This is a genomic window from Billgrantia zhangzhouensis (assembly GCF_021404465.1).
In the GTDB taxonomy this organism is placed as follows: Bacteria; Pseudomonadota; Gammaproteobacteria; order Pseudomonadales; family Halomonadaceae; genus Halomonas; species Halomonas zhangzhouensis.
In genome coordinates this window covers 157780-170900 of the sequence record NZ_JABFTT010000004.1, presented here as the reverse complement: position 1 = coordinate 170900, position 13121 = coordinate 157780, and the positions used below count along the sequence as shown (strand labels likewise).

17 protein-coding genes are annotated in these 13121 nt (G+C 63.9%); 7 read left to right on the top strand and 10 right to left on the bottom strand.

Translation table 11 applies throughout. The annotated features are described in order from the left end of the window. Positions 1-8: 8 nt before the first annotated feature. Positions 9-770, bottom strand: a complete 762-nt coding sequence (locus tag HOP51_RS06265; RefSeq protein WP_234273094.1) for a Nif3-like dinuclear metal center hexameric protein — start codon at positions 768-770, stop codon at positions 9-11. A gap of 99 nt (positions 771-869) precedes the next feature. Between HOP51_RS06265 and HOP51_RS06260 the strand changes: the two genes are divergently transcribed. Next, on the top strand, positions 870-2072 hold the full coding sequence (locus HOP51_RS06260) for a Do family serine endopeptidase (RefSeq protein ID WP_234273093.1): 1203 nt from the start codon (positions 870-872) through the stop codon (positions 2070-2072). Between the two features lie 24 nt (positions 2073-2096). Here HOP51_RS06260 and hisD read toward each other — a convergent pair whose 3' ends face one another. The 9 genes from hisD to HOP51_RS06215 all read right to left on the bottom strand — a co-directional run bounded on the left by hisD (position 2097) and on the right by HOP51_RS06215 (position 9102). Continuing rightward, the gene (gene hisD / locus HOP51_RS06255; protein WP_234273092.1) at positions 2097-3419 is read right to left on the bottom strand and encodes a histidinol dehydrogenase; all 1323 of its coding nucleotides are present in this window, start codon (positions 3417-3419) and stop codon (positions 2097-2099) included. A gap of 62 nt (positions 3420-3481) precedes the next feature. Further along, entirely contained in the window at positions 3482-4135 is a 654-nt protein-coding gene (gene hisG / locus HOP51_RS06250) for an ATP phosphoribosyltransferase (RefSeq protein WP_234273091.1), read from the bottom strand. Positions 4136-4178: 43 nt separating this feature from the next. Continuing rightward, entirely contained in the window at positions 4179-5441 is a 1263-nt protein-coding gene (gene murA, locus HOP51_RS06245) for a UDP-N-acetylglucosamine 1-carboxyvinyltransferase (RefSeq protein ID WP_234273090.1), read from the bottom strand. Between the two features lie 13 nt (positions 5442-5454). Continuing rightward, entirely contained in the window at positions 5455-5724 is a 270-nt protein-coding gene (locus tag HOP51_RS06240; protein WP_234273089.1) for a BolA family protein, read from the bottom strand. Positions 5725-5843: 119 nt separating this feature from the next. After that, a complete protein-coding gene (locus HOP51_RS06235; protein ID WP_234273088.1) occupies positions 5844-6176 on the bottom strand; it encodes an STAS domain-containing protein in 333 nt (110 codons plus the stop codon). Continuing rightward, complete coding sequence (locus HOP51_RS06230; protein ID WP_234273087.1) at positions 6173-6835, bottom strand: MlaC/ttg2D family ABC transporter substrate-binding protein; 663 nt, start codon at positions 6833-6835, stop codon at positions 6173-6175. Before HOP51_RS06230 ends, HOP51_RS06235 begins: the two co-directional genes overlap by 4 nt. A gap of 173 nt (positions 6836-7008) precedes the next feature. Further along, positions 7009-7473 (bottom strand): outer membrane lipid asymmetry maintenance protein MlaD, encoded by a 465-nt coding sequence (gene mlaD / locus HOP51_RS06225; RefSeq protein ID WP_234273086.1) that lies wholly within the window; start codon positions 7471-7473, stop codon positions 7009-7011. Between the two features lie 37 nt (positions 7474-7510). Continuing rightward, a complete protein-coding gene (gene mlaE, locus HOP51_RS06220; RefSeq protein WP_234273085.1) occupies positions 7511-8293 on the bottom strand; it encodes a lipid asymmetry maintenance ABC transporter permease subunit MlaE in 783 nt (260 codons plus the stop codon). After that, on the bottom strand, positions 8290-9102 hold the full coding sequence (locus HOP51_RS06215; protein ID WP_234273084.1) for an ABC transporter ATP-binding protein: 813 nt from the start codon (positions 9100-9102) through the stop codon (positions 8290-8292). Before HOP51_RS06215 ends, mlaE begins: the two co-directional genes overlap by 4 nt. A gap of 236 nt (positions 9103-9338) precedes the next feature. Here HOP51_RS06215 and HOP51_RS06210 point away from each other — a divergent pair, with 236 nt between their 5' ends. Genes HOP51_RS06210 through lptB form a run of 6 tightly spaced genes read left to right on the top strand, consistent with a single transcriptional unit; the run spans position 9339 to position 12988 of the window. Then, a complete protein-coding gene (locus tag HOP51_RS06210; RefSeq protein ID WP_234273083.1) occupies positions 9339-9476 on the top strand; it encodes a hypothetical protein in 138 nt (45 codons plus the stop codon). 28 nt (positions 9477-9504) lie between these two features. Next, a complete protein-coding gene (locus HOP51_RS06205; protein WP_234273082.1) occupies positions 9505-10515 on the top strand; it encodes a KpsF/GutQ family sugar-phosphate isomerase in 1011 nt (336 codons plus the stop codon). A 24-nt stretch (positions 10516-10539) separates the two neighbouring features. Continuing rightward, entirely contained in the window at positions 10540-11097 is a 558-nt protein-coding gene (locus HOP51_RS06200; protein ID WP_234273081.1) for a KdsC family phosphatase, read from the top strand. Positions 11098-11109: 12 nt separating this feature from the next. Beyond that, positions 11110-11733, top strand: a complete 624-nt coding sequence (lptC, locus tag HOP51_RS06195; RefSeq protein ID WP_234273080.1) for an LPS export ABC transporter periplasmic protein LptC — start codon at positions 11110-11112, stop codon at positions 11731-11733. Then, positions 11730-12257 (top strand): lipopolysaccharide transport periplasmic protein LptA, encoded by a 528-nt coding sequence (gene lptA / locus HOP51_RS06190; RefSeq protein WP_234273079.1) that lies wholly within the window; start codon positions 11730-11732, stop codon positions 12255-12257. Before lptC ends, lptA begins: the two co-directional genes overlap by 4 nt. 5 nt (positions 12258-12262) lie before the next feature. Further along, positions 12263-12988 (top strand): LPS export ABC transporter ATP-binding protein, encoded by a 726-nt coding sequence (gene lptB / locus HOP51_RS06185; RefSeq protein ID WP_234273264.1) that lies wholly within the window; start codon positions 12263-12265, stop codon positions 12986-12988. The last annotated feature ends 133 nt before the right edge of the window (positions 12989-13121 follow it).

Genomic DNA, 13121 nt, shown 5'->3' with positions numbered 1-13121 from the left:
GATGGGCGTCACGCCGGGTTATCGATATCGACGAAGCGATGCATGACACCGAACTCACGCTCGAGCCAGGCGCCAAGCGCCTGGACGCCATAACGTTCGGTGGCATGATGCCCTGCAGCCAGGTAGTGGATGCCCAGTTCGCGCGCCAGGTGCGTGGTACGCTCGGAGATCTCACCCGAAATGAACGCATCGGCACCAGCCTCCCAGGCCTGGGTAATCATGTCCTGCGCCCCGCCGGTACACCACGCCACGCAGCGCACCAGCTCGCTGCCAGGCGCCTCGACGAGTAGCGGTTCGCGTCCCAGGCACGCCCCCACATGGTTCGCCAGAACCTTGGGCGCCACCGGTTCGGGCACACTCCCGAACCATACCAACCCTTGCCCCAGCTCACCGTCGGCACAGCCCTCTACACGGAATCCGAGCCGACGGCCAAGTTCGGCGTTGTTGCCAAGCTCCGCGTGGGCATCGAGCGGCAAGTGGTAGGCCAGCAGGTTGATGTCGTTGAGCAGCAGCGTACGGATGCGGCGCTGCTTGATTCCGGTGATGGGCACTGGCTCGTTCTTCCAGAAATAACCATGGTGAACGAGCAGCAGGTCCGCATCCCACGCCACCGCCTCCTCTAGCAGCGCCTGGCACGCAGTCACGCCGCTCATCACTCGACGCACCTCCTCACGCCCTGCCACTTGAAGACCGTTGACGGTATAGTCTCTGAATGTGGAAGCACCGAGCAGCGTATCGCAGGCCCGTATCAAGTCATCGCGCAAAATCATCTCACCTCCGGACAGCACTTCGGTGTCGATGTTACAATTGGCTCCATTGTAACGACTGAGCGGGATGCCATCGACCGCCCGCCGACCAGGAAGCGCCGCATGCGTCGTTCTCTCATTGCCTATGCCCTGCCCGTCCTTATCGGCGTGCTGCTGGCCATCGTCTTGCTCAATACCTTTCCGCAGCTACTCCAAGGGCCTTCCTCGCCCTCTCCGTCCGCGCCACAGAGCGAACTCCAGCAACAGCTATCGCGCCCCTCTCCCGAGCTCCAGCAGGCGCCGCCACTGGCTCGCCAGCAAGGTCCGGTCAGCTACTCCGAGGCCGTCGAAAAGGCTGCCCCAGCGGTCGTCAACATCTATTCCTCCCGGGTGGTGGCACGCGAAGAGCATCCGCTGATGTCGGATCCGTTCTTCCGCCAGTTCTTCGGCGACGACCTGCCGACCCAGCAACGCCTGCTGTCGAGCCTGGGCTCCGGCGTCATCGTCAGCGCAGATGGCTACGTCCTGACCAACCATCATGTCATCGATGGCGCCGATGAGATCCAGGTGGCCTTGCGCGACGGCAGGGAGACCCTGGCAGAGGTCATCGGCACCGACCCAGAAAGCGACCTGGCCGTGCTGCGCATCGACCTGGACAACCTGCCGGTCATTCAGCTTTCCGACACCGAGGATGTGGCGATAGGCGACATCGCCATGGCCATCGGCAATCCCTTCGGGGTAGGCCAGACCGTCACCATGGGGATCATCAGCGCCACGGGGCGCAGCCACTTGGGGCTGAGTGCCTACGAGGATTTCATCCAGACCGATGCCGCCATCAATCCCGGCAACTCCGGCGGCGCACTGATCAATGCCGAGGGCTCACTGGTCGGTATCAACACCGCTATTTTCTCGCGTTCGGGAGGCTCCCAGGGAGTCGGATTCGCCATTCCCACCCGCCTCGCCCGCTCCATCCTGGAAGCCTTGGTGACCCAGGGGCGCGTGATTCGCGGCTGGCTCGGCATCGAGGCACAGGAGATGACCCAGGATCTGGCTGCCTCATTCGGTCTGCAGGCACCACGCGGCGTCGTCATTTCGGCTGTGGTGCCGCAGGGACCCGCGGCCCTGGCCGGACTACGTCCCGGCGACGTGCTGCTGGAGGTCGATGGACGCCCCATTCTCGATGCACGTGCCGCCATGAGCGACATCGCCGCCATCGAACCCGGCGCCACACTGCCCCTTACCGTGGTGCGCAGTGGCGAGAAGCTCACCGTCGACCTGGAGGTGGGAGAGCGCCCGCTGCCACCGAGCCGCCGGCCCGAGCGCTGACGAACGCCTCCTCTCGACTCCTTCTCAATCCTTGATACGGTACTCGGCTGAGCGGGCATGCGCCGTCAGCGATTCGCCGCGCGCCAGCACCGAGGCCACTCTGCCCAAGGTCGAGGCTCCGCTTTCGGAGCAGTGAATGATCGACGAACGCTTCTGGAAATCATAAACACCCAGCGGCGAGGAGAAGCGTGCCGTGCCCGAGGTCGGCAGTACGTGGTTGGGTCCCGCGCAGTAGTCGCCGAGCGCCTCGGCGGTATAGCGCCCCATGAAGATAGCGCCGGCATGGCGTACCTGCGGCAGCAGCGTCTCCGGGTCGGCCATGGAGAGCTCCAGGTGCTCCGGAGCAATGCGATTGATCAGCGTCACGGCCTCGTCGCGGTCGCGGCAGAGAATCAGCGCACCGCGCCGCGCCAGCGACTGGCGCACGATCTCATGACGCTCGAGCGTCGGCAGCAGGCGAGCGATGGCCGCCTCGACCTCCGCCAGGTGAGACTCGTCCCAACTGACCAGCAGCGCCTGGGCATCTTCGTCGTGCTCGGCCTGGGAGAACAGGTCCATGGCCAGCCACTCCGGATCGGTTCCGCCGTCCGACACGACCAGAATCTCCGAAGGGCCGGCAATCATGTCGATACCCACTTGGCCGAAGACGGCCCGCTTGGCGGTCGCCACGTAGATGTTGCCTGGCCCCACGATCTTGTCGACGCGCGGCACGCTGGCGGTGCCGTAGGCCATGGCCGCTATCGCCTGGGCACCGCCGATGGTGAATACCCGGTCGACGCCGGCCAAGTGCGCCGCCGCCAGCACCAGCTCGTTGAGCACCCCATCGGGCGTAGGCACCACCATGACGATCTCGCGCACGCCCGCCACGTGAGCGGGGATGGCGTTCATCAGTACCGAAGAGGGATAGGCCGCCTTGCCGCCCGGCACGTAGATACCGGCCCGATCGAGCGGTGTGACCTGCTGACCGAGCACACTACCATCGGCCTCGGTGTAGGACCAGGAAGTTGGCTTCTGGCGCTCGTGATAGAGGCGAATGCGCTCGGCGGCCTGGGCCAGGGCGTCTCGCTGCTCCTCGGACAGGCCCCGAAAGGCCTGCTCGAGACGCCCGGCGTCCAGCGTTAGCTCGCTCATGCTGGCTGCCGTCAGACGGTCGAAACGGTTGGAGCATTCGACCAGGGCTTCATCGCCCCGCTCCTTGACCGCCGAAATGATTTCCTCCACGCGTGCCTGGACATTGGTATCGGAAACGCCCTCCCAGGCCAGCAGCGCATCGAGCCGGGTCTCGAAATCGGCAGCTTCGGTCGACAGCCGGGCGATATCGACGGATTCGAATAAGGTGTCGCTCATGGTCGCATACGCCTCCACGTGAAAAATGTACCATTGCCGCAAGCGGCGGCGAGTTACCGGGACTACGCCTCGGCAGCCGCCCTGCGCCGCTCCACCGCCTGGGCGAGGCGCGCGATCAGCGGCTTGAGCTGTTCGTGCTTCATGGTCATGGCCGCCTTGTTGACCACCAAGCGTGTACTGATCGGCGCAATCAGCTCGCGCGGCGACATGCCATTGGCGCGCAGAGTGTTGCCGGTGTCGACGATGTCGACGATCTCGTCGGCCAGGTTCATCAGCGGCGCCAGCTCCATGGCCCCGTAGAGCTTGATCACTTCGGCCTGGATACCCTGCTCGGCGTAGTAGCGACGCGCCACGTTGACGAACTTGGTGGCCACGCGACGTCGCGCACGGGCCGGCTTCGCGCCGTCGATGCCTGCCGTCATCAGCTTGCACTTGGCGATCTCGAGATCCAGCGGCTCATAAAGCCCCTCGGCACCATGCTCGAGCAGCACGTCCTTGCCCGCCACACCCAGGTCGGCGGCACCGAGCTGTACATAAGTCGGCACATCGGTAGCGCGAATGACGACCAGTTTGACGGCGTCGAGGTTGGTGTCGAAGAGCAGCTTGCGGCTCTTGCCCAGATCCTCGGCCGGAACGATGCCAGCATCCGCCAATAGCGGCAGGGTCTCGTCGAGGATGCGGCCCTTCGACAGGGCCAGAATCAATTGCTTGCTCATGCTCTCGCCTAATTCGGAAACTGCTGACCCCACAACCGCCCGCTCAGCCGGGAATCCGGCGAATCCTGGCTCCCAGCAGCTGCAGTTTCTCTTCGATGCACTCGTAGCCGCGGTCGATGTGATAGATACGATCGACCAGGGTCTCACCCTCGGCCATCATCGCCGCAATCACCAGCGACGCCGAGGCGCGCAGATCGGTGGCCATCACCGGAGCGCCGGAAAGACGCTCGACGCCGGTGATCATGGCGGTATTGCCCTCGAGTGCGATCTTCGCTCCCATGCGGTTCAACTCCTGAACGTGCATGAAGCGATTCTCGAAGATGGTCTCGACCACCCGGGAAGTCCCTTCGGCCACGGCGTTGAGCGCCACGAATTGGGCCTGCATGTCGGTCGGAAACCCGGGATAGGGGGCGGTACGGATATTGACCGGGCGCGGACGCCGGCCCTCCATGTCCAGCTCGATCCAGCCATCGCCAACGGCGATCCTGGCTCCGACCTCCTCGAGCTTGACCAGCACCGCCTCGAGGATGTCGGCGCGGGTGTTGCGCACCCGGACCCGGCCGCGCGACAGAGCGGCGGCGACCAGGAAGGTTCCGGTTTCGATGCGGTCGGGCATGACGTCATGATAGGCGCCATGCAAACGCTCGACTCCTTCGATGACGATATTGTTGCTGCCGTGGCCGCGAATCTTCGCCCCCATCTTGATCAGGCACTCGGCCAGATCCACCACCTCGGGTTCACGGGCCGCATTCTCCAGCACTGTAGTGCCTTCCGCCAGGGTTGCGGCCATCAGCAGATTCTCGGTACCGGTAACGGTAACGGTATCGAAGAAGATGGTGGCACCCTTGAGCCGGCCATCGACACACGCCCGAATATAGCCCCCCTCGACGCGAATCTCGGCGCCCATGGCCTCGAGCCCGCGAATGTGCAGGTCGACCGGGCGCGAGCCGATGGCGCAGCCGCCGGGCAGGGAGACGTCGGCATGGCCGAAGTGCGCCAGCAGCGGCCCGAGCACCAGGATCGAGGCGCGCATCTTCTTGACCAGTTCGTAGGGAGCGTGACAATCACGCACCTGCGAGCCGTCGAGCTGGATGGACATCTTCTCGCCCATCACCGGCTCGACGCCCATGCGTCCCAGTAGCTCCAGCGTGGTGGTGATGTCCTGGAGATGCGGCAGATTGCCGATGGTCACTGGCTCATCGGCCAGCAGGGTTGCGCACAGGATGGGCAGCGCCGCATTCTTGGCACCGCTGGCCCAGACCTCGCCGTCGACGGGCCCGTTGCCGGTAATGATCAACTTGTCCATGAGTGTTAGGCCGTCAGGCACCCTGGCTGCGTGAAGACACGTTCTCCGGCGCGCTCGCCCACTGCGCCGGCGTATAGGTCTTGATGCTCACGGCATGCACGGCGCCGGAAGCGATCTCCTCGGTGAGCGCGCCATAGATCAACTGCTGACGCTTGACCGGCGACAGGCCGTCGAATACCTCACTCACGGCGATGACCTGAAAATTGCAGCCCTCGCCCTGGATATGAAACTCGCAATCCTCGAGGCGTGCCTCTAGCAGCGCCTTGACATCACTGGGTTGCATGAAAAACGGAACTCCTGTGACACGAATGGAGCGGCACACGGCCCCACACGGACCGCCGCCGAGAACAAGAATCCCCACATGGTAAAGAAAAGCATCGCGCTTGGCGATGCCAGAACCGATCAGGTCTGACCGGTGAGCGGTAGCAGCTCATCGAGACCCGCCGCCTGCGTCAACCGAGCCAGCGGCTCGGATAGGCGCACGGCGCTGATCTTGACGCCCCTCTTACGCGCTTGCCGCGTCCACTCGAGCAGCATACTGAGAGCGGCACTGCTCACCCGCTCGACGCCCTCCAGGTCGAGCACGAGGCACGTACCGGTGGGCCGCTCGACCAGCCAGGCGGTTCCCGCCTCGACCAGCGGCGCGGCAATCTCGAAATCGACATCGCCGCTGACGGCCAACCCCTCCGGGCCGGCCTCTAGCAGAACGCCTCCGCGTTCGAGCAAACGGCTCACGCGTTGCCGCCCTCTTCCAATTCCTCGGTAGCGATTTCCGGCGACCAGTTGGCGATCACCGCGTCGTAGTCGCGGCCATGATCGCGCATGGCCTGATCGAACTGGTTGCGGAACGTCAGCCCCAGGTTGATGCCATTGACGATGACGTTGACCACCTTCCACTGCCCCTCGCTCTGGCGCAGCGTGTAGCTGACCGGATAGACCGTGCCGTCCATTGCCACCACTTCCATGGCCACGGATGCCTGATCCTCATGGCGCGGCGCACGCTGACTATCCAGCACGCGCAGCTCGCGATAGTCGAAGGTCACCAACCCCTTGGTGTAGGTGTCGATCAGGGTCTGACGGAACACGTTGACGAACCGGGAACGCTGCTGAGGCGTGGCATTCTGGAAATAGCGCCCCATCACGCTGGCACCGATGTAACGAAAGTCGGCGATGTCCTCGAGGCTGTCGTCAACCAGCACCTTGAGTTCATCCAGATTGCTGGCGTAGTAGTCCTTGCGCCCTTCGATCTGCCCCATCAACTCGTCGACACTGTCGCGAATGACCTGCTCGGGGCTACGCTCGGGAGCGGCCAGCGCCGTCATGCTGGCCAGGGACAGGCACAGGCCGAGCAACAGGCGGCGAAACACAACGAAGGAAAGAGTCATCTGGCTCATGGATCGACCTCATCTGAAAAGAGTAACTCAAGGAAGCGCTACACAAATTGGCGGGCGAGATGAAGCGCAAGGCGCACGGAGCACAGGAACCGGAGCATATGGGTTATATGTGAGGATTCCGAGCACCGCGCAACGCAGCGATTCGCTCGTATAGGCATTTGTGAAGTGCTTCCTCAGTCGCTGACCATATTTGACACGAACTGCTGGATCAGTTCCTCCAGCACCAGAGCGGATTGGGTGTCGCGGATGATATCGCCGTCACTCAGCATTTCGGGGTCCCCACCCACGGTGAGGCCGACGTACTGCTCGCCGAGCAGGCCGGCCGTCAGGATGGCTGCCGTGGTGTCACGCGACAGCTGCCCCTCCAGCTCCGCATCGAGTTCGAGGATCACACGCGCGTCATACCATTCACGATCGAGCTCGATGGCCGTCACCCGTCCCACCGTGACACCCGCCATGGTGACTCGGGCACGCGGCTTGAGGCTGCCGATATTGGCAAAATTGGCCTCGAGCCGAAAGGTGTCGCTCGGCACGGAAAAAGTCAGCCCGCTGACCCGCAGCCCCAGGAACAGCAACCCTAGAATCCCGGCCAGCATGAACAGGCCGACACCCAGCTCCATCGTCTTGCTGCGCTTCATGCTGCCACTCCATTATGCGTCAAATAACCACCAGGCATCAGGAAAATCCTCCGAACATCAGCGCGGTAAGAACGAAGTCGAGGCCCAGCACCGCCAATGAGGAATACACCACCGTACGCGTGGTGGCACGGGAGATACCTTCCGACGTCGGTACCAGGTCGTAGCCCTGGAATACCGCTATCCAGGTCACCACCAGGGCGAATACCAGACTTTTGACCATGCCGTTGCCGACATCCTCGATGAAATCGACACTGGCCTGCATGTTGCCCCAGTAGGAGCCTTCGAACACCCCCAGCCACTCGACGCCGACCAGGTAACCGCCGTAGATCCCGATCACGCTGAAGCCGACTGTGAGCAGCGGCAGCGCCACGAACCCGGCCCACAGCCGCGGTGCCACCACCCGGCGCAGTGGATCGACGCCGATCATCTCCATGCTGGTGAGCTGCTCGGTGGCCTTCATCAGGCCGATCTCGGCGGTCAACGCCGAGCCGGCACGCCCTGCGAACAACAGCGCCGCCACCACCGGCGACAGCTCGCGCAACAGCGACAGCGACACCATCTGGCCTAGCGCCTGCTCGGCACCGAAGTCGACCAGGATGGTATAGCCCTGCAATGCCAACACCATACCGATGAATAGCCCCGATACCAGCACGATGGCCAACGACAGCACGCCAACGAAATGCATCTGGCGCAGCCACAGGTACCAGCCCTCGCGGGACGGAATGCCGACACCGGACTGCGCGAGGAACAGGCCCGAGCGTCCCAACGCTTCGAGCACGTCGCAGCCACGCCGCCCGAGACTCAGGATGCGCCCGATCATGGCCGCCCCTCCAGGTTGAGGATGTCGTGGAAGTAGTCGGGCGCGGGATAATGGAAAGGCACGGGACCGTCCGGTTCGCCGTGCACGAACTGACTGACACGCGGATCGTCGTCGATGTCGAGGCTGTCCGGTGTGCCATGGGCCATGACCTGGCCGTCGGCGATGACATAGACATAATCGGCAATCGAGAGCGTCTCCTGGATGTCATGCGATACCACGACGGAGGTCAGCCCGAGCGCATCGTTGAGCTGCTTGATCAACTGCACCAGCACCCCCTTGGAGATCGGATCCTGGCCCACGAACGGCTCGTCGTAGAGCACCAACTCAGGATCCAATGCGATTGCCCGGGCCAGAGCAACGCGGCGCGCCATGCCGCCCGAGAGCTCGGCAGGCATCAGCTCTCGCGCCCCGCGTAGCCCCACGGCCTGAAGTTTCATCAACACCAGGTCGCGAATCATCGTCGGCGGCAAGTCGGTATGCACCCGCAGCGGGAATGCCACATTCTCGAATACGCTGAGGTCGGAGAACAGTGCACCGCTCTGGAACAACATGCCCATCCGCCGGCGCAGGGTAAACAGTGCCTTGCGCGACAGGGCATGAACGTCCTGACCATCGATCAGGACCCGGCCGGCATCGGGAGCCAATTGGCCACCGACCAGCTTGAGCAGCGTCGTCTTGCCGGTGCCACTAGGTCCCATGACGGCCGTAATCCGGCCACGGGGAATCTGCAGCTCGACGCCGCTGAAGATGACCTTCTCGCCTCGCGAGAAATGCAGGTTGCTCACCTCCACGAAGGGGGAATCGATCATGCCGCAAAGTCCAGGAAAATTATCGAACATCGTATCCTAACTCTTCCGCCCGACGCCAGCCCAACCTGGCTTGCGCCCGAACCTCTGAAGACGTCTAATGTGCCCCCTTCCAACGCCATGATCGCTGCCATGCTGCTACCTCTTCAACCCGCTGGCCTTACTGCCGATGCCTGCCACGCTGGCATCCGGCGCACCTCCCCCGGATGCCCGCAGGCCGGGACCACCGTGTCAGTGTCATGCAGCTGACTCTGGCCATCCTGTTGCTGTGGCAACGCCAAGGCCGTCTCGGACGGCTCGTCGGCGCTGCCTTTCTTGCCACCTACGCCGCTTATCTCGCCTGGCTCGGACTCAGCGGCGATGCCACCCTTGAGTGAAACCTCACATCAGGCAACAATCATCGTCATGACCTCAGACCAATCCTCCTCACCCACCTCTTCCGCCCAGGATGCCTCGGCGTTGCGCGACAGCGCCCGTCGCACGCTGCAAGTCGAGGAGCAGGCCATCGCCGCACTTGCCGACCGGCTCGACAGCCACTTCGATCGCGCCTGCGAACTGATGCTCGCCTGCCAGGGGCGCGTCGTGGTGACCGGCATGGGCAAGTCGGGCCATATCGCCGGCAAGATCGCCGCCACACTCGCCAGCACCGGCACCCCGGCTTTCTTTGTCCATCCCGGCGAAGCCAGCCACGGCGATCTAGGGATGATCACGCCAGGCGACGTGGTACTGGCGCTTTCCAACTCCGGCGAAACGGCTGAGGTAACGGCACTCCTGCCGCTTCTCAAGCGCATCGGCACGCCACTGATCAGCATGACCGGCCGCCCCGACTCGACGCTGGCCCGCCACGCCGACGCCCATCTCGACGCAGGCGTGGCACGCGAGGCCTGCCCGTTGGACCTGGCACCAACGGCCTCGACCACGGCTGCTCTGGCCCTGGGTGACGCTCTGGCGGTGGCACTGCTCGAGGCACGCGGCTTTACCGCCGAGGATTTCGCTCTCTCGCACCCCGGCGGCAGCCTGGGCAAGCGTCTGTTGCTGCGGGTCAGCGACCTGATGCATCAAGGCGAGCGACTGCCGCAGGTACCGCTGGGCAGCCCTTTGCGCGACGCCTTGCTCGAGATCACCCGACAAGGGCTCGGTTTCACCTGCGTCGTCGATGAGCAGAATCGGCTGATCGGTGTCTATACCGACGGCGATCTGCGCCGCACGCTCGATCAGCACCAGGATCTCCGCAAGCTGACGGTAGACGACGTCATGACCCGCCCCGGCAAACGCATTGCCCCCGACGTGCTGGCCGCCGAAGCAGTGCGCATGATGGAGGACAACCTGATAACGGCGTTGGCCGTCATCGACGAAGAGGGTCGCCCCATCGGAGCCCTACACATGCACGACCTGCTGCGAAGCGGCGTGATCTGACATCACCCTGACCAAGGAGAGCCCATGGCTCTGGCCACCTCTACTATCGATCCACACCTTCTCGACCGCCTGCGCAGGATTCGCCTTCTAGCGCTGGACGTGGATGGCATCCTCACTGACGGCCGCCTCTACTTCCAGTCCGACGGCGTCGAAATCAAGGCATTTCATACTCAGGACGGCCTGGGCATCAAGCTGCTTCGTCGCGCCGGCCTCCAGGTGGCTTTTCTCACCGGGCGTGAGTCACCCATGGTCAGCCATCGCGCCGCAGCGCTCGGCGTCGATCATGTCTTCCAAAGCTGCGAAGACAAGCTCGCCATCCTGCGCGAGCTATGCCAGCGCAAGGGAATCGAACTCGAGCAAGTCGCCTACTGCGGCGACGACCTGCCCGATCTGGCCCCCATCCAGCGTGCCGGCATCGGCATCACCGTTCCCGGCGCTCCGTCCTATATCCGCGCCCTGGCAGACCATGTCACCGAGCACAGCGGTGGGCATGGCGCGGTGCGCGAGATCTGCGACATGCTGCTCGAAGCCCAGGGGCATCGCGACGCCCTGATCGACACCTACCTCCACGGCAAGCGCTGAGGCCACCTGGATATGCTGCGCCGGTTGCCGCGCCCCACATTTCGTGTCTGGCTATTCTTGCTGCTGGTCGCCCTGGGCGGCTTGATCGCCTGGCTGGACCCTTGGCAAACACCGACACCGGGTCCGGTGCCCACTGACGAAGCCGGCGAGCCTGACTACTACCTGGAGCAGGCGCAGTTGACCCGCTTCGATGCCAGCGGCAGGGCTCATCAGCGCCTGGAGAGCCCGCGACTGGTGCACACGCCTCATGACGACGTCACCCGTGCCGTCACGCCGCTGGCCCACCTGATCGACCGCGAGGGCCGGCTGTGGATCGCCAACGCCATCGAAGGACGGCTCGGCCCCAGCGGCAACCCTCTGACCCTCACCGGCGAGGCGCGACTCCTTGCCCCCGAGGAGCGCTGGCAGCTCGACACTGAGATTCTGCACTTCGACTCCAACGTAGGACACGCCTGGAGCGATACGCCCGCCCTGCTGCAGCAACCGCCGCAACACATGCGTGGTGAGCGCTTCGATGCCTGGATCCATGACAACCGGGCGCGTTTGACCGACAATGTGCGCGGCCACCATCCCCCGGAAGGGGCCCAGCCGGGACAGGCCGCCGAAGCCGTCAACCTAGAGGATTTCACGCCATGAAGCGATGCAAGCTCCCAACCGCCCGAACGCTACTCACCCTGGCGCTGGTTGGCATGGCGTGGGTAGCTAGCTCGGCCATGGCGCAGCAGCGCGATGCCGACCAGCCCATCGAAGTGGAGGCCGACCGGCTCGATCTGGACGACCGCGCCGGCACCGCGGTCTACACCGGCGATGTCGACATCCGTCAGGGCAGCATGCACCTGACTGGCGACCGGGTGGAGTTCCAGCGCAATGCCGCCGGTGAACTCTCGCGCGCCACGGCACGCGGCGAGCGCGCCTACATCGAACAGCAGCCCGACCCTGATCAGCCCGTGATACGCGGCTGGGGGCGCACCATCATCTATCATGTGGCCGAGCGACGGGTGGAACTGATCGACCGCGCCGAGCTGCACCAGGGCGGCGATACCTTCGACGGCGGCTATCTCGAGTATTTCCTCGATCGCCGCGTCGTCCAGGCCCGCGCCGAGAGCGAAGGCGTCGAGGGGCGCCAGCGTATCCGCATGACCCTGCAACCGGAGCGCTGATGCCGATGAAGACCCTGCATGCCCGGCACCTGGCCAAGAGCTACAAGCGCCGCCGTGTGGTACACGACATCAGCCTCTCCATCGAGCAGGGCTGCGTGGTCGGCCTGCTCGGCCCAAATGGAGCCGGCAAGACGACTTCGTTCTATATGATCGTCGGCTTGGTGAAGGCGGATGCTGGCGAAGTCCACATCGATGACCAGGACCTCTCGCACAGCGCAATGCACGAACGCGCCCAGGCCGGTATTGGCTACCTGCCGCAGGAGGCTTCGATCTTCCGCAAGCTGTCGGTAGCCGACAACATCATGGCCATCCTCGAAACGCGCAAGGACCTCGACCGCCATGGGCGGCACGAGCGACTCGAACGACTGCTGGAGGACTTCCACGTCACCCACATTCGCGACAACCTGGGCATGAGCCTGTCCGGTGGCGAACGCCGACGTGTCGAGATCGCCCGCGCCCTGGCCACCGAACCGGCGTTCATTCTGCTCGATGAACCCTTTGCCGGGGTCGACCCGATCTCGGTGGGCGAGATCAAGGGGATCATCCGCCAACTCAAGGCACGCAATATCGGTGTCCTGATCACCGACCACAACGTTCGCGAGACGCTCGATATCTGCGACTCGGCCTATATCGTCGGCGACGGCCAGATCATTGCCGAAGGGGACGCTGCGGCCATTCTCGCCAACAAGCGGGTACGAGAAGTCTACCTGGGAGAGGATTTTCAGCTCTAAACCTCAGTCCCATATCATAACATTTTGATTTAAGATAAAAGTTTTCCAAAAGGCATGAGTATTGCCGATGGCATGCTTATTGCATATGTTTCGCTTGCAAGTCATCGCATGCCGGTCTAGGGTAGAGTTTTCC

What these genes read in the sequence shown, in the direction of transcription:
- HOP51_RS06265 (WP_234273094.1), bottom strand. Translation starts at nt 770, where the DNA reads ATGATTTTGCGCGATGACTTGATACGGGCCTGCGATACGCTGCTCGGT.
- HOP51_RS06260 (WP_234273093.1), top strand. Translation starts at nt 870, where the DNA reads ATGCGTCGTTCTCTCATTGCCTATGCCCTGCCCGTCCTTATCGGCGTG.
- hisD (WP_234273092.1), bottom strand. Translation starts at nt 3,419, where the DNA reads ATGAGCGACACCTTATTCGAATCCGTCGATATCGCCCGGCTGTCGACC.
- hisG (WP_234273091.1), bottom strand. Translation starts at nt 4,135, where the DNA reads ATGAGCAAGCAATTGATTCTGGCCCTGTCGAAGGGCCGCATCCTCGAC.
- murA (WP_234273090.1), bottom strand. Translation starts at nt 5,441, where the DNA reads ATGGACAAGTTGATCATTACCGGCAACGGGCCCGTCGACGGCGAGGTC.
- HOP51_RS06240 (WP_234273089.1), bottom strand. Translation starts at nt 5,724, where the DNA reads ATGCAACCCAGTGATGTCAAGGCGCTGCTAGAGGCACGCCTCGAGGAT.
- HOP51_RS06230 (WP_234273087.1), bottom strand. Translation starts at nt 6,835, where the DNA reads ATGAGCCAGATGACTCTTTCCTTCGTTGTGTTTCGCCGCCTGTTGCTC.
- mlaD (WP_234273086.1), bottom strand. Translation starts at nt 7,473, where the DNA reads ATGAAGCGCAGCAAGACGATGGAGCTGGGTGTCGGCCTGTTCATGCTG.
- mlaE (WP_234273085.1), bottom strand. Translation starts at nt 8,293, where the DNA reads ATGATCGGGCGCATCCTGAGTCTCGGGCGGCGTGGCTGCGACGTGCTC.
- HOP51_RS06215 (WP_234273084.1), bottom strand. Translation starts at nt 9,102, where the DNA reads ATGATCGATTCCCCCTTCGTGGAGGTGAGCAACCTGCATTTCTCGCGA.
- HOP51_RS06210 (WP_234273083.1), top strand. Translation starts at nt 9,339, where the DNA reads ATGCAGCTGACTCTGGCCATCCTGTTGCTGTGGCAACGCCAAGGCCGT.
- HOP51_RS06205 (WP_234273082.1), top strand. Translation starts at nt 9,505, where the DNA reads ATGACCTCAGACCAATCCTCCTCACCCACCTCTTCCGCCCAGGATGCC.
- HOP51_RS06200 (WP_234273081.1), top strand. Translation starts at nt 10,540, where the DNA reads ATGGCTCTGGCCACCTCTACTATCGATCCACACCTTCTCGACCGCCTG.
- lptC (WP_234273080.1), top strand. Translation starts at nt 11,110, where the DNA reads ATGCTGCGCCGGTTGCCGCGCCCCACATTTCGTGTCTGGCTATTCTTG.
- lptA (WP_234273079.1), top strand. Translation starts at nt 11,730, where the DNA reads ATGAAGCGATGCAAGCTCCCAACCGCCCGAACGCTACTCACCCTGGCG.
- lptB (WP_234273264.1), top strand. Translation starts at nt 12,263, where the DNA reads ATGAAGACCCTGCATGCCCGGCACCTGGCCAAGAGCTACAAGCGCCGC.